This window comes from Flavobacterium defluvii (genome assembly GCF_900129555.1).
GTDB lineage: Bacteria > Bacteroidota > Bacteroidia > Flavobacteriales > Flavobacteriaceae > Flavobacterium > Flavobacterium defluvii.
On the sequence record NZ_FQWC01000001.1, the window covers coordinates 524,533 to 543,047 of the forward strand.

An 18,515-nucleotide genomic window follows, 5' to 3' on the forward strand; every position below is an offset into this window, starting at 1 on the left:
ATATTAAAAAACACTTGAAAAATAATTCCACAAAAATAACAGCATTTATTCTAATAGCAATACTTATTTGCGCTTGTAATGCTGTAAAAAGAGTTCCGGATGGAAAAAACCTTCTTGTAAAAAATAATATTCTCGTAAACGGAAAATCTACAAATGATGAAAATGCATCTAATCAATTGTACCAAAAACCAAACGGTACATTGTTAGGTTATAAGCTTCGTTTAAATTTATACAATCTTGCCAATTTAAATCCTGACTCGACTTATCAGGCTAAATTCAAAAACAATCCGGGCTTATATGAGCGTCAGGCTAAATTTTTATCTGCAAAACAAGTAGATAGACTTGGTCAGTCTTTTTTATATAAAGGAATACATGAGTTTTTAAAAAATACGGGAGAACCACCTGTAATTATTGATACGGCAAGAACTAAAAAATCTTTACAGCGCTTAAAATTTTATTATTTCAATAATGGTTATTTTAATGTCGTAACAGATTATACAATAGACAGTATTGCAAGAAAAAAAGCTCAGGTAAATTACAACATCACAACAGGACCAGCGTATATTCTTGATACAATTAAAACCAAAATCATGACTCCGGCACTGGATTCGTTATATAAGACAAACAACGAACCTTCATTTTTAAAATCAGGAAATCAATATAAAACCACTGATTTTGAAGAAGAAAAAAACCGTATTACAACTTATTACAGAAATCACGGTGCTTACTTTTTTCAGCCAACGTATGTAACTTTTGACATTGATACCATTGGCAAGAAAAATAAGGCTGATGTAACTTTAATAATCAACAATAATACTATTCAGGAGAGAGATTCAAGCAGAACTGAACCTTTTAAATTATACACAATCAGCGATGTAAATATTTATACTGATTATTCTCCTGCTAATGCAAAAAGCAAAATTAACGACAGCACAACATACAATAATTTCAATTTATACAGTTACAAGAAATTAAAATATAAACCTCGCGCTATTACTGATGCTATTTTTATTACTAAGGGAAGTGTTTTTTCTGACACAAGAACCACACTTTCTTCTAGATATTTGAATAATCTTAAAATTTTCAATTATCCTTCTATACAATATGAAGTTGACAAACGCGATTCGACAGCACAGTCTTTGATCGCAAATGTTTATCTAACGCCGAGGAAAAAATACAGTTTTGGAGCAACTTTAGATTTAACGCACTCTAATATTCAGGATTTTGGAATTGGAGCCAGTATATCTGAGACTATTCGTAATGTCTTTAACAGAGCAGAAACCTTAGAAATTTCGGCTCGTGCCAATATTGGTTCGTCAAAAGATATGGCAAACCCAAACAACAATTTTTTCAATGTTTCTGAATATGGATTGGATTTAAAATTAAATTTTCCAAGAATCCTGATGCCTTTTGGAACCGAAAAAATTATTCCTAAAAGAATGATTCCTTCCACTTCCATAGCTGCAGGTTTTTCAAAACAGCGAAATATTGGTTTGGATAAAGAAAATTTCACCGGAGGAATCGCTTATAACTGGTCTCCAAAAAGACGTAATACTGTAAAGTTTGATTTATTAAATGCACAATACGTTCGAAACTTAAATCCGAATAATTATTTCAATGTGTACAAATCATCTTATAATGAATTGAATGGAATTGCCGAGACATATAATAATGATACTTCAAATCTTGATACAGATGGAAATTTAACTATCCCAACAGGAACTACAAATTTTACTAATCAGGTATTAACTCAGCAAACGGACTTAAAACCTGGAGATCCGGAATATAAAGATGTAGAAAGTATCGAAGAAAGAAGAGTTCGTTTGACAGAAAATGACTTTATTCTGGCAACCAGCTATACTTTTACAAAGACCACTAAAACGGATTTGGCAGATAATACTTTTTATCAGTTTAAAACAAAATTAGAATCTGCGGGAACTTTATTGTCTGCGATTTCAAGCATTGGAAATTTAACTAAAAATGCAAATGGCAATTATGAGATTTTCAATCTGGAATATGCCGAATATATTAAAGGAGAATTTGATTATATCAAACATTGGGATTTTGGAAAAGAAAAAGTATTGGCAGTAAGAAGCTTTTTCGGAATCGCTATTCCATTTGGAAATTCGAATTATATCCCATTTTCACGAAGTTATTATTCAGGAGGTTCAAACGACAACAGAGCATGGCAGCCCTACTCTCTTGGTCCGGGAAGCACAAATGCTTTAAACGATTTTAATGAGGCCAATATGAAAATTGCCCTTAGTGCCGAATATCGTTTTAAAATCTTTGGTGATGTTAAAGGTGCAATCTTTGCAGATGCCGGAAATATCTGGAATGTACTCGATAATGTTATTGACAACAAAGCAAAATTTAATAACTTAAACGATTTAGATGAAATTGCTTTGGGTTCTGGATTTGGTTTACGATATGATTTAAGCTTTTTTGTTATTCGTTTAGATTTAGGCTTTAAGACTTATAATCCGGCACACGAGAAAGGCGACCGATGGTTTAAAGAGTACAATTTTGGACACTCTGTTTTAAATTTTGGTATAAATTATCCGTTCTAATGCTAATTAATTCTTATTTTTGCAACCTAAAAACTAAAAACAACTATAAAAAAATTTAAAATGGCACACAACATTAAACCAGGAGTAGCTACAGGAGATCAGGTTCAGGAGATTTTTAATTATGCAAAAGAAAAAGGATTTGCTTTACCAGCAGTAAACGTTACTGGATCAAGCACAATCAATGGAGTACTTGAAACTGCAGCAAAACTAAATGCGCCAGTTATTATTCAATTTTCAAACGGAGGAGCACAATTTAACGCTGGAAAAGGTTTATCTAACGCAGGCGAAAAAGCAGCTATCGCTGGTGGTATCGCCGGAGCAAAACATATCCATACTTTGGCAGAAGCTTACGGTGCAACTGTAATCTTACACACTGACCACTGTGCAAAAAAACTTTTACCTTGGATTGACGGTTTACTTGATGCTTCTGAAAAACATTTCGCAGAAACAGGAAAACCATTATTCAGTTCTCACATGATCGATTTATCTGAGGAGCCAATCGAAGAGAACATCGAAATCTGCAAAGAATATTTAGCCAGAATGAGCAAAATGGGAATGACATTAGAAATCGAACTTGGTATTACAGGTGGTGAAGAAGATGGTGTTGACAACTCAGACGTAGATAGCTCAAAATTATATACTCAACCAGAAGAAGTAGCTTACGCTTACGAAGAATTATCTAAAGTAAGCCCTAAATTTACAATTGCTGCTGCTTTCGGAAACGTTCATGGTGTTTACAAACCAGGAAACGTAAAATTAACTCCAAAAATCTTAAAAAATTCTCAGGATTTTGTACAAAACAAATTCAATACTGGCCACAACCCAGTTGATTTCGTTTTCCACGGAGGTTCAGGTTCTACACTTGAAGAAATCAGAGAAGCTATCGGTTACGGAGTTATCAAAATGAACATCGATACAGATTTACAATTTGCATACACTGAAGGAATCCGTGATTATATGGTAAACAACATTGAGTACTTAAAAACTCAAATTGGTAACCCAGAAGGTCCAGATGCTCCAAACAAAAAATACTACGATCCAAGAAAATGGGTTCGTGAAAGCGAAGTAACATTCAACGCGAGACTTGAACAAGCTTTTGCTGACTTAAACAATGTGAATACACTATAATTTTAGATCTCTGATTTTAGATTTTAGATTTCTTTCTGGAATCTAAAATCTAAAGTCTAAAATCTTAAATCTTAAATTTTAAAAAATGGCTTGGTTTAAAAGACAAGAAAAAGGGATTACGACCGCTACAGAAGATAAGATGGACGTTCCGAAAGGATTGTGGTACAAATCTCCTACTGGAAAAATTATTGATGCTGACGAATTAGCTAGAAATTTATTCGTAAGCCCTGAAGATGATTTTCACGTTCGAATTGGAAGCGCAACCTATTTTGAAATTTTATTCGACAACAACGAATTTGTTGAGTTAGATAAAAACATGACATCAAAAGATCCTCTGCACTTTGTGGATACAAAAAAATATGCAGACCGATTGAAAGATGTAATGGAAAAAACTCATCTTAAAGACGCTGTACGTACGGGAGTAGGAAAATCTAAAGGAAGAGAACTTGTAATCTGCTGTATGGATTTTGCATTCATCGGCGGATCTATGGGAGCTGTTGTAGGTGAGAAAATTGCAAGAGGTATTGATCACGCTATTAAAAACAAACTTCCGTTTGTAATGATTTCTAAATCTGGTGGAGCTCGTATGATGGAAGCTGCTTATTCGCTTATGCAATTAGCAAAAACATCTGTAAAACTAGCTCAATTAGCTGAAGCTAAATTACCATACATTTCTCTTTGTACAGATCCAACAACGGGTGGAACAACTGCATCTTACGCAATGTTAGGAGATATCAACATCTCTGAGCCGGGCGCTTTGATTGGTTTTGCTGGTCCGCGTGTTGTACGTGATACAACAGGAAAAGATTTACCAGAAGGTTTCCAAACTGCTGAGTTCTTATTAGAGCACGGTTTCTTAGACTTTATCACGCCTAGAAAAGAATTGAAAGATAAGATCAACTTATACATCGATTTGATTCAGAATAATGATATTAGAAAATAGTTTTTAAACTGTTTTAAAAACATAAAATCCCAGAAAGTAATTTTTCTGGGATTTTTTTATTGTCAAAATATATGTTCCTACAGAATTTCATTTTCCAGAACTTTAGCATCTCAGAGCCTTAGAGCCTTCAAAAAAAACCTTTGAGCCTTTGCTTCTTCGAACCTTTGAACCTTCAAAAAAATTACATTCCTGTTCGAATTGCCTCAACCGGATCTAAATTTGCGGCTGAAATTGCAGGCAGAATTCCAGAAATCAATCCTATAAGAGCCGCTAAAGTTGTTCCTAAAAGAATATTTCCAAGACTTAAAACAAATTCAAAGTCAAGCACTTTTGTTAAAATGACAGCAATTCCCCAAACCATTAATAAACCAATAATTCCACCAATTACAGAAAGAATAATGGCTTCAAATAAAAACTGAAATAAAATAAATTTGTTTTTAGCTCCCAATGATTTTTGAATACCAATTAAATTCGTTCTTTCTTTAACCGAAACAAACATAATATTAGCAATTCCAAAACCTCCGACTAAAAGAGAAAATCCGCTGATAATCCACCCTACAACATTCATCTGACCTAAAATTCCATCAATAAAATCGGTAAAACCAGAAAGCACGTTAATGAAGAAATTATCCATTTCTCCAGCTTTCATTCCGCGAATTGCCCTAAGTTTTTGAGCAACTTCTGCTTTATAAGCATCCATATCGACACCTTTAGTGGGTTTTAAAACAATAACCGGCGTCATGGCATCACTGTCGCCATACATTCGACGTAAAAAATTTGCAGGCAGATAAACCGATGTATCATTGCTGTCTCCAAAAAATCCAGCCCCTTGTTTTGTCATTACTCCAATTACAGTAAAACGCTGTCCGTATAAGCGAATATTTTTGCCAATTGGATCAAGACTCCCAAAAAGACCCTGAGCAATTTCATATCCCAATACAATAACCGCAGTTCCGGAATTTGATTCAGATTCATTGTAAAACCTTCCTTTGTCAAAACTTAAGCCGTCGATATCGACCATTTCAAAAGATGAAGGAATAATATTTACATCGGCAACAGTTCGCGAATCATACTTTAAAGTTTCTCTATTTACAAAAAGCTGATACCCTACCTGATCTGTATTGTTCATAGAATTTTTTAAACCTACATATTCGTCATATTTTACATTTGGAAACTGTTCTCTTTTCCATTGTGGAATTTCAGATGGACCAAAGTTGAATTTCATTAAATAAATCGTATTTTTATCTAAGCTGCTCAGATCCTTAGAGATTTTTTTATCTAAAGAATCAACCGCAGCCAGAACAGCAATTATTGAAAAAATGCCAATTGTAACACCAAGAAGCGACAATAAAGTACGAAGTTTATTGTTTCGCAAAGCATTTAAGGCAAAGCTGAGACTTTCTTTTAATAATCTTAAATAAAGAAGCATATGAGAGTTTTTTCAATAAAGTAAAATTCAATAATTTAAAAACAAAAACCTAATAAAAGTTAACTTACTCATCAGTAGATTTTTTTAAGAGAATGTTACATTAAAATCTTTTAAAATAATATAGAAAAAAACTACTTTTGCAGTCTGAAAATCATAACTACACAATGAGCACAACTAAAAAAATACAATCAGCGTTAATATCTGTTTTTTCGAAAGATGGATTAGAACCAATCGTTAGAAAATTACATGAGCAAAACGTAACACTTTACTCAACTGGAGGAACAGAAGATTTCATTAAAAACCTTGGAATTCCAGTAGTTCCTGTTGAAGACATTACTTCTTTCCCGGAAATTCTTGGAGGAAGAGTAAAAACATTACACCCGAAAATTTTTGGCGGAATTTTAAATCGTCAGGACAACGAGAGTGATGTTCAGCAAATGAAAGAATTTGACATTCCTCAAATTGATTTAGTAATTGTTGATTTGTATCCTTTTGAAAAAACAGTTGCTTCTGGTGCAAGCGAACAGGATATCATCGAAAAAATTGATATTGGCGGAATTTCATTAATCCGTGCCGGTGCTAAAAACTTCAAAGATACTGTAATTGTGGCTTCGGTTAACGAATACAGCCTGCTTTTAGACATCATTACAGAGCAAAATGGCTCTACAACTCTGGAAAACAGAAGATTATTTGCTTCAAAAGCATTCCATGTTTCATCTCATTATGATGGTGCTATTTTTAACTATTTTAATACAGACGAAACCATTTATAAAGAAAGCATTGCAAACGGACAAGTTTTAAGATATGGAGAAAATCCACATCAAAAAGGATTTTTCTTTGGAGATTTTGATGCAATGTTTAAAAAAGTTCACGGAAAAGAGTTATCTTACAATAATTTATTAGATGTTGATGCTGCAGTTAATTTGATTGCCGAATTTAAAACCGACGGTCCAACATTTGCTATTTTAAAACACAATAATGCTTGTGGTTTAGCTTCAAGAAAAACAATCAGCGAAGCTTATTTAGCTGCTTTGGCATGTGATCCTACTTCTGCTTTTGGTGGAGTTTTAATTTCAAACACTAAAATCGATTTAGAAACTGCTCAGGAAATTAATAAATTATTCTGCGAAGTTGTAATTGCTCCAGCATATGATGATGAGGCCATTACAGTTTTACAAGAGAAAAAAAACAGAATTATTTTAGTTCAAAATGAAGTTGAATTACCTGCAAGACAAGTAAGAACGTGTCTTAATGGTTTGTTAATTCAGGACAGAAATAATATTACAGATAATAAAGAGCACTTAAAAACCGTTACCATTACAGAACCTACTGCTCAGGAGATCGAAGATTTGATCTTTGCTTCTAAAATTTGCAAGAATACAAAATCAAACACAATTGTATTTGCAAAAAACGGAACATTGATTTCTTCGGGTACAGGTCAGACTTCAAGAGTCGATGCTTTAATACAAGCTGTAGACAAAGCAAAAGCTTTTGGATTTGATTTAAATGGAGCTTCGATGGCAAGTGATGCATTTTTCCCATTTCCGGATTGTGTAGAATTAGCAAAAAAAGCAGGAATAACGGCAGTAATTCAGCCGGGAGGTTCGATAAAAGACGAATTAAGCATAAATTATTGCAATGAAAATAATCTTGCAATGGTATTTACAGGAACACGTCATTTTAAACATTAATTTGTTTAACTTTGTTCGATAAATTATTTTATAACATTTTAAACCCCTAAAAAACTTATGGGATTTTTTGATTTCATGACCGAGGATATTGCGATAGACCTTGGAACCGCAAACACTTTAATCATTCATAATGATAAAGTTGTTATTGATAGTCCGTCTATTGTTGCACGTGATAGAGTATCAGGCAAGATTATTGCTGTTGGTAAAGAAGCCAACATGATGCAAGGTAAAACGCATGAAAACATCAAGACCATAAGGCCGTTAAAAGATGGTGTAATTGCCGATTTTGATGCTTCGGAAAAAATGATCAACATGTTCATTAAAAGTATTCCAGCATTGAAAAAAAGAATGTTTACTCCTGCATTGCGCATGGTAGTATGTATTCCTTCCGGTATTACTGAGGTGGAGATGAGAGCGGTTAAAGAATCTTGCGAAAGAGTAAACGGAAAAGAAGTTTATTTAATTCACGAGCCAATGGCAGCAGCGATTGGTATTGGTATCGACATTATGCAGCCAAAAGGAAACATGATTGTTGATATCGGAGGTGGTACGACAGAAATTGCAGTTATCGCTTTAGGCGGAATTGTTTGTGATAAATCTGTAAAGATTGCGGGTGACGTTTTCACAAATGACATCGTTTATTACATGCGTACGCAGCACAACCTTTTTGTTGGGGAAAGTACTGCCGAAAAAATTAAAATTCAAATTGGAGCAGCGATTGAAGATCTTGACGGACCACCAGAAGATATGTCTGTTCAGGGTAGAGACTTACTTACCGGTAAACCTAAACAAGTCGATGTTTCTTACCGTGAGATTGCAAAGGCTCTAGATAAGTCTATTCAGCGTATTGAGGATGCAGTAATGGAAACATTATCACAAACTCCTCCTGAGTTAGCTGCCGATATTTACAACACTGGTATTTATTTAGCTGGTGGAGGATCTATGTTAAGAGGTCTAGACAAGCGTATTTCTCAAAAAACAGATTTACCTGTTTATATTGCAGAAGATCCTTTAAGAGCAGTTGTTCGCGGTACAGGAATGGCTCTTAAAAACATTGCAAAATTTAAAAGTATCTTAATCAAATAAGATTCAAAAAATAACAATCAATATACTTTTGTTAGGGTTAAATTTCTAATATTTGACCCTAATAAAAATTGAAACCTTAAAGCATACCTGAAACAAAATAACCAGACACAAAATGCAGCAAATTTTTAATTTCATTATAAGAAACAGTAATCGATTGCTGTTTTTGCTGCTTTTAGGTATTTCGTTGACTCTCACAATTCAATCGCATTCCTATCACAGAAGCAGAGTAATCAGTTCAGCTAATTTTTTAAGCGGAGGTGTTTATGAAAGAATAAATCGTGTAAACGAATACATGAATTTAAGAACTGAAAATGATGAACTTGTACTTGAAAATGCAAGGTTAAAAAGTCTTTTATTCAATAAAAAAGATACCACCAAAGCTCCAATTGCAGACAGTATAAAAGGTGTCAAACCAGCTGATATTATTGTTTCAAAAGTAATTCATAACTCTTACAATACACACGAAAACTATATCACACTTAATTCCGGAAGAAATGCAGGAGTTAAACAAGATATGGGTGTAATTAACAGTTTAGGAATTATTGGTGTTATTGACAATACTTCACCAAATTATTCAACTGTAGTTAGTATTTTGAATATGAAGTCTCAGATTAATGCTAAACTGAAGAAGACAAATCACTTTGGTTCATTAACCTGGGATGGAAAAAGTACTGGATTTGTACAATTAGAAGATGTTCCAAGATTAGCATCTGTTAGAAAAGGAGATACTATTGTTACAGGAGGACAATCAGTAATTTTCCCCGAAGGAATAAATATTGGCACTGTAGAAAATATATACAAAAAAGAAAACTCAAGTTTCTATGTTATTAGAGTTAAACTATTTAACGACATGACAAACTTAGGACACGTATATATTATCAAAAGCAAGGACAGAGAAGAGCTTATTAATTTAGAAAACAAAAGCAAAGAAAAAGATGAGTAGCGCTTTGTTGGTAAATATTTTTCGATTCATTATGTTGCTGGCAATTCAGGTTGTTATTTTTAACAATATGAATTTTTTAGGATACATAAGTCCTTTTCCATACATCTTGTACATTATTTTATATCCGGTAAACAGTAACAGATCTGGTTTAATCATTTCCAGCTTTTTATTAGGAATCGTAATGGATATGTTTTGTAATTCAGGCGGAATTCATGCCACGGCCTGTGTTATACTTGCGTATTACCGACCGTATATTTTTAAATTTTCATTTGGTTTAAGCTATGAATATCAAACCATTAAATTAAATGAATCTTTAACACCCGAGCGGTTTTCGTTTATATTAGTTTCTGTTTTATTACATCATATTGTATTATTTACTTTAGAAGCTTTTCAGTTTAAATTCATATTTGACATTTTACTAAGAACATTATTTAGTTCTATTTTTACAATAATCACTTCAATTATAATAATTTATATTATTAAGCCCAATAAACGATGAGAAAAGTTCTGCTGCCCTCTTTAATTATTATTGCAGCATCTTTGCTAGTGATTCGGATATTTTATCTGCAGATTATTGACGATTCATTTAAATTGAAATCAGAAAATAATGCAATTAAAAAAGTCTATGACTATCCAGAACGCGGCTATATATACGACCGACATGGTAAATTATTGGTTGCCAATCAGGCTTCATACGATATCATGGTAATTCCCAGAGATATTAAAGAAAATCTTAATATCACTGAATTCTGTGCACTTTTAAATATTACCCGAGAAGATTACGATAAACGAATTGCAAAAGCAAAAGTTTACAGTCCGAGACTTCCGTCTGTATTTTTATCTCAGTTAAACAAAACTGAATTTGCAGCCTTTCAGGAGAAAATCAGAAAATATGAAGGTTTCTATTTTCAAAAACGTTCTCTTCGTGATTACGAAGTAGATTACGGCGCAAATATATTTGGTTTTATTACTCAGGTAAACGAAAAACTAATTGCAAAAAACCCATATTATAATAGCGGGGATTTAATTGGAAAACAAGGCGTTGAAGAAAGCTATGAAAATATTTTACGCGGTATAAAAGGTGTAAAATATATCCAGAAAGATAAATATAATCGAGAAATTGGTCCTTATAAAGAAGGGAAATATGACACCATTGCTGTTGCGGGAGAAGATATTAATTTAACTATTGATGCCGAACTTCAAAAATACGGTGAAGAATTAATGATTAATAAACGAGGCGGAATTGTTGCGATTGAGCCAAAATCAGGTGAAATATTAGCACTTGTAACTGCTCCATCTTACGATCCGGGAATTTTAGTTGGAAGACAAAGATCTAAAAACTATACTCTTTTATATCATGATTCTATTGCCAAACCTTTATACGACCGAGGACTTTTAGCAGAATACCCTCCTGGTTCACCTTTTAAAATTTTAACAGGTTTAGTGGCGCTGCAGGAAGGTGTTATTAATGAACAGACGACTTTTATGTGTCATCACGGATTTAGCTATGGTGGCGGTCGCTTCATGAAATGTCACGGCTTTGGACCTCATCAATTGCATAATGGTATTTACAACTCTTGTAATACTTATTTTGGGCAGGCTTATATGTTAACCATCAATAAATATTCAGATCCGGGTAAAGCCGTAGATGTTTGGAGCGGTCACGTAAAAAGTTTTGGTCTAGGACAGTTTATGGGTTATGATTTACCAACTGGTAAAAGAGGTAATATTCCAACGTCAAAAACTTATAAGAGAATTTATCCTAACGGAGGATGGCGAAGCTCAACTATAGTATCAAACGCAATTGGGCAGGGAGAGGTTTTAATGACTCCAATTCAATTAGCAAATATGATGGCAACTGTTGCCAATCAGGGATATTATTACACTCCTCATATCATTAAAAAAATTGAAGGTGAAAAAATTGATCCTAAGTTTACGACAAAACACGTAACAACAATTGATCAAAAATATTTCCCTCCTGTTATTAGCGGTTTATTCGATGTTTACAATAAAGGTACGGCTTACGCTCTTAAGGTAAATGGAATTGATATTTGCGGAAAAACGGGAACAGCAGAGAATTATGCTAAAATAAACGGTAAAAGAGAAAAACTTAAAGATCATTCGATATTTGTTGCATTTGCACCAAAAGACAATCCAAAAATCGCAATTGCAGTTATGATTGAAAACGGGGGGTTTGGAGCGACAGTTGCAGGACCAATTGCGAGTTTGATGATTGAAAAATATTTAAGAAAAAAAATCACAAGAACTGATTTAGAAGTTCGTGTTTTAAATAAAAGTTTAGCCAGCGAATATGCAAAATTGGGCGGAATGAGTGAAGCCAGCGCAATAGAATCGACACCAAAAGACTCTATTTTGAAAGCTAAAATTGTAGTTCCAAAAGCACCAGCAGTTCCAAAAACAGAAACTAAAAAAACAGCAATAGACACTACTAAAAAGAACTAAGAAAGATTATTTCAAATGAAAAATCAAAGTGTAAAAAATAACATTGACTGGATAAGTGTCTTTATCTACATTGCATTGGTAGTATTAGGATGGCTGAATATTTATTCGTCTTCATTATTATCAACCGATGGAACGTACCAAAAACAATTAATCTTTATTGGATGTACAATTCCATTAATTTTTGTTGTTCTTTTTGTTGATGGTAAATTTTACGAAAAATACGCCAGTATAATTTTTGGAGTATCACTTTTATCATTGGCGGGTTTATTTATATTTGGAAAAACTATTGCCGGTCAGCGATGCTGGTATGCTATTGGAAGCTTTACCCTTCAGCCGTCTGAATTTGCAAAAGCTGCAACATCATTGGCTTTAGCTAAATATCTGAGTGATACACAAATTAATTTAAAAGAAACAAACAGGCAATTGCAGGCTCTGGCAATTGTATTTCTGCCTGTTATGCTGATTTTACCTCAACCTGATCCTGGAAGTGCTTTAATTTACAGTGTTTTCATTTTGGTTTTATTTAGAGAAGGACTTCCATCATGGTATGTCTGGACTGGTTTTATTACCATTTTATTATTTGTTTTAACACTCGTTTTAGAACCTTATGTCGTTATTCTAATTTCATTGGGTGTCTTAATGATTATACATTTTAAAGGCAGAGCTGTAGATCGAAATCTTCTTTTAAGTGCTATCTTGCTTGCACTTATTTCGGGGTTTGTTTTTTCTGTTGATTACGTATTTGACAATGTATTTAAGCAGCACCATAGAGACCGTTTTAATATTCTTTTAGGAAAAACAGTTGACATGAAAGGTATTGGTTATAATACAAACCAGTCCGAAATTGCAATTGGATCCGGAGGATGGATAGGAAAAGGTTTCTTAGAAGGAACACAGACTAAAGGAGGGTTCGTTCCAGAACAACATACAGATTACATCTTTACGACTGTTGGTGAAGAATGGGGATTTGTAGGCTCTTTAGTAGTTATTTTACTTTTCACAGGGTTATTTTTAAGAGTAATTTATTTAGCCGAAAGACAAAAAACCAAATTCAGCAGGGTTTACGGATATTGCGTCGCGGGAATTTTATTTATTCATTTCTTTGTAAATATTGCGATGGTTGTTGGTATTTTCCCAACAATTGGAGTTCCTCTGCCATTCTTTTCTTATGGAGGTTCCGGACTTTGGGGATTCACCATTTTGTTGTTTATATTCTTAAAAATGGATGCTAATAAAGTAAATGAATGGTAGTTTTATAATTGTTAATTGTTAATTGTTAATTGTTAATTGTTAATTGTTATAAATTTATTTTCTAAAATTTAAAACAGCCTTCAGCTTCAACTACGGGACAAAAAAATACAAGAATTCTATTTTATCTATATATAATTTACACCTAAAATATTGAATAAAAAAAGTCCGAAGTTTTAAAAAACTTCGGACTTTTTTTATTTTTGAGTTATCGATTATATTTCTTCACTTGGTCTTTTTTTCAAAAGTTTTAATAAAACCGGGAATGTCGATATAATGATGATTATAATGATAATATATTCGATATGTTCTTTTAAATCAATTCCTTTTTTCAGGAATACACCGTATAAATAATGTCCGGCAAAAATTAAGATAAACGACCATAAAAACGAACTCAAAATATTATAGAACATAAATTTCTTTTTATCCATAGAAACTATACCGGCAATAATTGGCGCAAAAGTTCTAAAAATCGGAAGGAATCTTGCATAAATAATTGCTTTTCCACCGTATTTTTCAAAGAAATCTTTTGACTGCAAAAGGTATTTTTTCTTAAACCAAAACGTATCTTCTTTTTTAAATAAATAATAACCACTTTTCGCCCCAAACCAGTAACCTGTCATGTTTCCAAAAACTCCCATAACAGCTACAGCTGTCGAAAGCAAAAACACATTAATAAAATCTCCGGGAATATAAACTACATTTTGAATTAAGTCGCGGCTGTAAATACCTGCTAGAAAAAGTAAACTATCACCTGGCAAGAAGAAACCTGCGAAAAGTCCCGTTTCTGCAAAGACAATAAACAGAACAATAAATAACCCAATCTCAAAACCTCCGATACTTAAAGTTATATAGAATTCAGGGTTTAGTAACTGGGTCCACTCAAAATTATTCATAAAACGAATTTGGTTATACTTATAAGTTTGTGAAATTAACAATAATTTACCTTAACCACAATTAAATGCTATATTTTAAAGATTAATTAACTATTAAAAAAGCCCGAAGATTAACTCGGGCTTTCAAAATTATTTTTCTCTTTCGTACTTACAGCAAGAATGTAAGTTTTCATAATCCTCATCTTTGGCTTTTACTTCTTTGGTATCATGGCCTGCTTTTGCAATAGCAGCATTCAAGTCCTGAGTCGAAGATTTTTCTTCATTTAAAATCACAGTCAACTGATGTGAACTAATATCCCAAGAAGCAGTTTTTACACCCGGAACCCCAAATGCTGCTTTTTCGATGCGTTTTTTACACTGTTCACAATTTCCGTTTACTTCTACAGTATATTTTAAATTTTTATTTTTTTTAGTTTGAGCCTGAGCCGAAAATCCTAAAAAAGTAATCATTGTTATTAAAATCAAGTTTTTCATTTTCTGATATTTAGTATTATAAATTTATTATTGATATTGATATTATATTGATATTGATATTGATATTATATTGATATTGATATTGTTAACTTATTTTATTTTGAAACGCAGTCCGGCGTAATACATTTGTCCAAAAATTGGTGCATATGCAACAGAAGCATCAAAATTTGGTCCGAAAGGGTCATTTGTTCCCAAAATTGCTTTTTGTTGTTTATAATTTCCAATATTTTCTCCTCCTATATAAACCTCAAAAACTGGCGAAAAAACTCTTGTAACCTGAGCATTCATAACCGCATAAGAAGGAGAAAAATCAGGAAACTGATCCTGTACAGGATTTGATGCCGTGTACGGAAGCTGTTGTTTTCCAGACCAATTAAAAGTATAATCAAATTTCCATTGTTTATTATCGTTTAAGTTTGTTTCGTATTCTAAATTTCCAAGGAAACGATGTTTTGCCTGAAGCGGACGCTGAAAAGTTCCTCTTAAATAATCTGTTTGAATGTCATAATATTTGTAAGCTGTTCTCAAATTCAAATTATGAAATAACTCATAATTAAATTCAGCCTGAAGACTGTTTGCAAAAGAACTTCCTTTTAAATTATAAAACAAAACTTCTTGCGGACTCTGCATCACGTCTACAACAGCCTGATTTTGAAAATCGGTTCTATAGATATCAAATCCGGCTTCGGCATTTTTATTGAAAAGTTTAAATTTCTGAGAAAAACTCACGCCATAATTCCATGCAATTTCCGGATTTAAACCATAAATCTTCCCACTGTTATCCAAAATTGAAAATGTTCTTGAACTAGCAAAAAGCTGTTGGTTTTCGGCAAAAATATTTGCTGAACGTTTCCCTCTTCCTGCAGAAAAACGAATTACACCATTCTTCCACGGATTGTATCGCACATGTACACGAGGCGTTACAAAAAAACCTAATCGGTTGTGATTATCTACTCTTCCACCCAAAATTATGCTGAAGTTATCTGTATTATCATATGTATATTCAAAAAATGCCCCAATTGAATTATCAATTCGGCTATAATCAGTAACATTTACAAATTCCTGATACTGATCGTATGAAAAATTCAAACCCGTCGTAAATTTATGCATCGTATTATTGATAATCGAATTGAAAATCAAATTCGAATAAAAACTATTCTGATGAATATCATATTGATTTAAACCAAAATACGAATCTTGTTTATGACTATTGAAAGCATTTTGAAAACCAATACTTTGATACGGCATATCTTTAAAAACGTAACCTATTTTGGTTGAAACGTCAAAACGTTCCGTATTGATTTCAGATCCCCAGTGATTTGTTGTGCCGCGATCCCGATCTTTATCAAAATCAACTTCTCCGGTTTGTTTTTTATCATTCATATATCTGAAATTGATAAAACTTACCAAACCACTTTCGGCATCATAATATTGGTATCGGTTTAAAATATTGATTTGTTTTCCTAACGGATTATCAAGAAATCCATCATTATTCATGTCATTTTTTGCAACACGGGTATTTCCATGAACAAATAAACTTGTGGCCCATTTGTCTGATAATTTTTTATTGAAATGCGTATTCAGTTCAAATCTTGAATCGGTAGAACCATAAGCATTCAAGAAAAACGGAATATCGTTTAATGGTTTTAAAAGCTCGGTATTTATTTGTCCCGAAATACTTTCATAACCATTTATAACACTCCCCGCTCCTTTTGTAATCTGAACACTTTCAATCCAGGTTCCGGGTGTAAATGACAATCCATAAGCCTGAGATGCCCCTCGAACTGAAGGAATATTTTCTTCGGTAATCATTAAATACGGACTTGTTAAACCCAGCATTTTGATTTGTTTTGTTCCGGTTAGGGCATCCGAAAAATTCACATCAATGGATGGGTTTGTTTCAAAACTTTCGGCAAGGTTGCAGCATGCGGCTTTTAAAAGTTCTTTGCTCGTAATTAAAGATGTATTTGCTGTAAGGGTATAGGATTTTTTAATTCCTTTTTGCTTTTTTGTAACTTTTACTTCCTCTAAATTTTCTTGTGAGAATGCAGAAAACGAAAGCAAAAACATCATAAAAAGCATGATATTTTTTGGCATAAAAAAAGATTTTAATATTATTTAGAAATTTATGTTTGGATGTTTCTTTCAAATAAAGAGTACAAACAATTCATTTCAAGCCATAGAAAAAGACTTGATTCTAAACATTAAAATCAGGAATAAAAAATGTATTGACTATATAATTTGAATAAGGGAGGCGCGTTGGCATCAGAATAATATGCAACGATCTGATTGTTTTTGAAATTTGGAATTGACAAAAAAGCAATCGGTTTGTATTCCTGAATTACTGCCGGAAATGCAAATTGGAAAAAGAAAACTTTGAAAGTTGCATCGCTTGATTTTTTTTCAAATTTTACAACTTTGTCCTTGCAGCAAGATGATTTTTTTTCTTTTTCTCCGCAGCATTTTTTTTCTGGCGATGCAGAAACAGACGTATTTAAAGATACCGAAGCAATTTTTCCTCCGCAATAATGCACATCAAAGGCAAACCCAATGTTGGAAACCAACAATAGGAACGCTAGAAATAATACTGTGCACTTTTTTAAACTCATTTTGCAAAAGTATTTAAAAAGGCTCAAATAAAATTTAAATGAAATGTTATTTTTTTAAATTCTGCAACTGATAATAAAATGCCGGAATAAACAAAATTACAAATATGGGCTGAATAATAAACCTTCGCACATAAAATAAAAGCCAGCTTTTTTCTGGAAAATATTCAATTATTATAAAAAACATTACGAATAGAATGACCGAAAAAAAAGCAAACAAAACCGAACTGAAAATCAAAATTCCCTTATCCTTAAAAAGTATATAAATTAAAATAAGAGATAAAGCTGTGTTTAAAACGAAACGAAACAACAAATTTAAAAAGAGTTTTAAAGAATCGACTTCGGGCAGTTTTATATTATTAAAATCAGATTCGAAATATTCTAAAAAAGGATCGTAAAAAAGAGAATTCTCAAAAGCTCTTATTAATCCGAAACAGGAAATAATAAGTATCGAAATGAAAATTTTATTTTTTTGTTCTATTATTTTATTTAGCATATTTCGAAAATTTATTCACCCAAATAATCCATAAAACAAAAACGGTTCCGTAGATAATTAACGGAAAAAGAACACCGTGCAACAAGTGATTTTTTTCGGGAAAATGAAATAAAAGAATGGTCAATAAAGCTATTCGAACAACGTTTAAAATATAGATAAAAACAATTCCGAAAAGAATATAATATAATGTGATTTTAAAATTTCCTGAAAAAGCGAGTACAAAAGAAATAAAAAGAATTATGACACTTACAGCATTACAGCCTTCAATTATACGAATGATAAAATGATTATTAAACAAGACTTCTAACCATGAATTCGAAAGGCTCTTTTGGACTTTCACATCATAATTAAATATTTGAAGTAATTGCTCAACATTACGGCCGACAAAATTTGTGATTCCGTCGACTTCATCAGCTTTAAAACTATTCAAATAAAACTTATATAATATCGTTAATACAATATAAGCTGCGAAAAAAGTGCCTATAAAAATTAAAAAAGGCCTGAATTGGGCTAAATATTTTTTCAACAGATTTTTTTTTCAA

16 protein-coding genes are annotated in these 18,515 nt (G+C 32.5%); 9 read left to right on the forward strand and 7 right to left on the reverse strand.

Translation table 11 applies throughout. The features are described from left to right. Positions 1–14 precede the first annotated feature (14 nt). The 3 genes from tamL to accD all read left to right on the forward strand — a co-directional run bounded on the left by tamL (position 15) and on the right by accD (position 4,641). Positions 15–2,570: a translocation and assembly module lipoprotein TamL gene (tamL, locus tag BUC29_RS02280; RefSeq protein ID WP_084538571.1), complete on the forward strand. Its 2,556-nt coding sequence runs from the start codon at positions 15–17 to the stop codon at positions 2,568–2,570. A gap of 60 nt (positions 2,571–2,630) precedes the next feature. Beyond that, positions 2,631–3,698, forward strand: coding sequence for a class II fructose-bisphosphate aldolase (fbaA, locus tag BUC29_RS02285; RefSeq protein WP_073412962.1), 1,068 nt, complete (start codon positions 2,631–2,633; stop codon positions 3,696–3,698). Positions 3,699–3,783: 85 nt separating this feature from the next. Next, a complete protein-coding gene (gene accD / locus BUC29_RS02290) occupies positions 3,784–4,641 on the forward strand; it encodes an acetyl-CoA carboxylase, carboxyltransferase subunit beta (protein ID WP_008466538.1) in 858 nt (285 codons plus the stop codon). Between the two features lie 181 nt (positions 4,642–4,822). Here accD and BUC29_RS02295 read toward each other — a convergent pair whose 3' ends face one another. After that, a complete protein-coding gene (locus BUC29_RS02295) occupies positions 4,823–6,070 on the reverse strand; it encodes an ABC transporter permease (RefSeq protein WP_073412964.1) in 1,248 nt (415 codons plus the stop codon). Positions 6,071–6,234: 164 nt separating this feature from the next. Here BUC29_RS02295 and purH point away from each other — a divergent pair, with 164 nt between their 5' ends. The 6 genes from purH (at position 6,235) to rodA (ending at position 13,504) form a co-directional block, all read left to right on the forward strand. Next, complete coding sequence (purH, locus tag BUC29_RS02300; RefSeq protein WP_073412966.1) at positions 6,235–7,761, forward strand: bifunctional phosphoribosylaminoimidazolecarboxamide formyltransferase/IMP cyclohydrolase; 1,527 nt, start codon at positions 6,235–6,237, stop codon at positions 7,759–7,761. Positions 7,762–7,818: 57 nt separating this feature from the next. Further along, positions 7,819–8,847 carry a rod shape-determining protein gene (locus tag BUC29_RS02305; RefSeq protein WP_008466528.1) on the forward strand — a complete coding sequence of 343 codons (1,029 nt, stop codon included), beginning with the start codon at positions 7,819–7,821 and terminating at the stop codon, positions 8,845–8,847. Between the two features lie 112 nt (positions 8,848–8,959). Then, the gene (mreC, locus tag BUC29_RS02310) at positions 8,960–9,790 is read left to right on the forward strand and encodes a rod shape-determining protein MreC (RefSeq protein ID WP_073412968.1); all 831 of its coding nucleotides are present in this window, start codon (positions 8,960–8,962) and stop codon (positions 9,788–9,790) included. Next, complete coding sequence (locus tag BUC29_RS02315; protein WP_073412970.1) at positions 9,783–10,289, forward strand: rod shape-determining protein MreD; 507 nt, start codon at positions 9,783–9,785, stop codon at positions 10,287–10,289. The genes mreC and BUC29_RS02315 overlap by 8 nt, the downstream gene beginning before the upstream one ends. After that, entirely contained in the window at positions 10,286–12,253 is a 1,968-nt protein-coding gene (gene mrdA, locus BUC29_RS02320; protein ID WP_073412972.1) for a penicillin-binding protein 2, read from the forward strand. Before BUC29_RS02315 ends, mrdA begins: the two co-directional genes overlap by 4 nt. Positions 12,254–12,268: 15 nt before the next feature. Next, positions 12,269–13,504: a rod shape-determining protein RodA gene (gene rodA / locus BUC29_RS02325; RefSeq protein ID WP_073412974.1), complete on the forward strand. Its 1,236-nt coding sequence runs from the start codon at positions 12,269–12,271 to the stop codon at positions 13,502–13,504. 212 nt (positions 13,505–13,716) lie between these two features. Here rodA and BUC29_RS02330 read toward each other — a convergent pair whose 3' ends face one another. From BUC29_RS02330 to xrtF, 6 genes are all read right to left on the reverse strand, one after another. Next, complete coding sequence (locus BUC29_RS02330; RefSeq protein WP_073412976.1) at positions 13,717–14,397, reverse strand: DedA family protein; 681 nt, start codon at positions 14,395–14,397, stop codon at positions 13,717–13,719. A 129-nt stretch (positions 14,398–14,526) separates the two neighbouring features. Next, positions 14,527–14,871, reverse strand: a complete 345-nt coding sequence (locus BUC29_RS02335; protein WP_073412978.1) for a heavy-metal-associated domain-containing protein — start codon at positions 14,869–14,871, stop codon at positions 14,527–14,529. Between the two features lie 90 nt (positions 14,872–14,961). Next, positions 14,962–16,968 carry a TonB-dependent receptor plug domain-containing protein gene (locus tag BUC29_RS02340; protein ID WP_073412980.1) on the reverse strand — a complete coding sequence of 669 codons (2,007 nt, stop codon included), beginning with the start codon at positions 16,966–16,968 and terminating at the stop codon, positions 14,962–14,964. A gap of 113 nt (positions 16,969–17,081) precedes the next feature. Next, on the reverse strand, positions 17,082–17,480 hold the full coding sequence (locus BUC29_RS02345) for an HYC_CC_PP family protein (RefSeq protein WP_073412982.1): 399 nt from the start codon (positions 17,478–17,480) through the stop codon (positions 17,082–17,084). Positions 17,481–17,526: 46 nt separating this feature from the next. Then, positions 17,527–17,973 carry an exosortase F system-associated membrane protein gene (locus BUC29_RS02350; protein WP_073412984.1) on the reverse strand — a complete coding sequence of 149 codons (447 nt, stop codon included), beginning with the start codon at positions 17,971–17,973 and terminating at the stop codon, positions 17,527–17,529. Continuing rightward, the gene (xrtF, locus tag BUC29_RS02355; protein ID WP_073412986.1) at positions 17,963–18,499 is read right to left on the reverse strand and encodes an exosortase family protein XrtF; all 537 of its coding nucleotides are present in this window, start codon (positions 18,497–18,499) and stop codon (positions 17,963–17,965) included. The genes BUC29_RS02350 and xrtF overlap by 11 nt, the downstream gene beginning before the upstream one ends. Positions 18,500–18,515 lie beyond the last annotated feature (16 nt).

What these genes read in the sequence shown, in the direction of transcription:
- BUC29_RS02315 (WP_073412970.1), top strand. Translation starts at nt 9,783, where the DNA reads ATGAGTAGCGCTTTGTTGGTAAATATTTTTCGATTCATTATGTTGCTG.
- BUC29_RS02335 (WP_073412978.1), bottom strand. Translation starts at nt 14,871, where the DNA reads ATGAAAAACTTGATTTTAATAACAATGATTACTTTTTTAGGATTTTCG.
- BUC29_RS02305 (WP_008466528.1), top strand. Translation starts at nt 7,819, where the DNA reads ATGGGATTTTTTGATTTCATGACCGAGGATATTGCGATAGACCTTGGA.
- rodA (WP_073412974.1), top strand. Translation starts at nt 12,269, where the DNA reads ATGAAAAATCAAAGTGTAAAAAATAACATTGACTGGATAAGTGTCTTT.
- mrdA (WP_073412972.1), top strand. Translation starts at nt 10,286, where the DNA reads ATGAGAAAAGTTCTGCTGCCCTCTTTAATTATTATTGCAGCATCTTTG.
- BUC29_RS02340 (WP_073412980.1), bottom strand. Translation starts at nt 16,968, where the DNA reads ATGCCAAAAAATATCATGCTTTTTATGATGTTTTTGCTTTCGTTTTCT.
- BUC29_RS02345 (WP_073412982.1), bottom strand. Translation starts at nt 17,480, where the DNA reads ATGAGTTTAAAAAAGTGCACAGTATTATTTCTAGCGTTCCTATTGTTG.
- BUC29_RS02295 (WP_073412964.1), bottom strand. Translation starts at nt 6,070, where the DNA reads ATGCTTCTTTATTTAAGATTATTAAAAGAAAGTCTCAGCTTTGCCTTA.
- purH (WP_073412966.1), top strand. Translation starts at nt 6,235, where the DNA reads ATGAGCACAACTAAAAAAATACAATCAGCGTTAATATCTGTTTTTTCG.
- fbaA (WP_073412962.1), top strand. Translation starts at nt 2,631, where the DNA reads ATGGCACACAACATTAAACCAGGAGTAGCTACAGGAGATCAGGTTCAG.
- BUC29_RS02350 (WP_073412984.1), bottom strand. Translation starts at nt 17,973, where the DNA reads ATGCTAAATAAAATAATAGAACAAAAAAATAAAATTTTCATTTCGATA.
- mreC (WP_073412968.1), top strand. Translation starts at nt 8,960, where the DNA reads ATGCAGCAAATTTTTAATTTCATTATAAGAAACAGTAATCGATTGCTG.
- BUC29_RS02330 (WP_073412976.1), bottom strand. Translation starts at nt 14,397, where the DNA reads ATGAATAATTTTGAGTGGACCCAGTTACTAAACCCTGAATTCTATATA.
- accD (WP_008466538.1), top strand. Translation starts at nt 3,784, where the DNA reads ATGGCTTGGTTTAAAAGACAAGAAAAAGGGATTACGACCGCTACAGAA.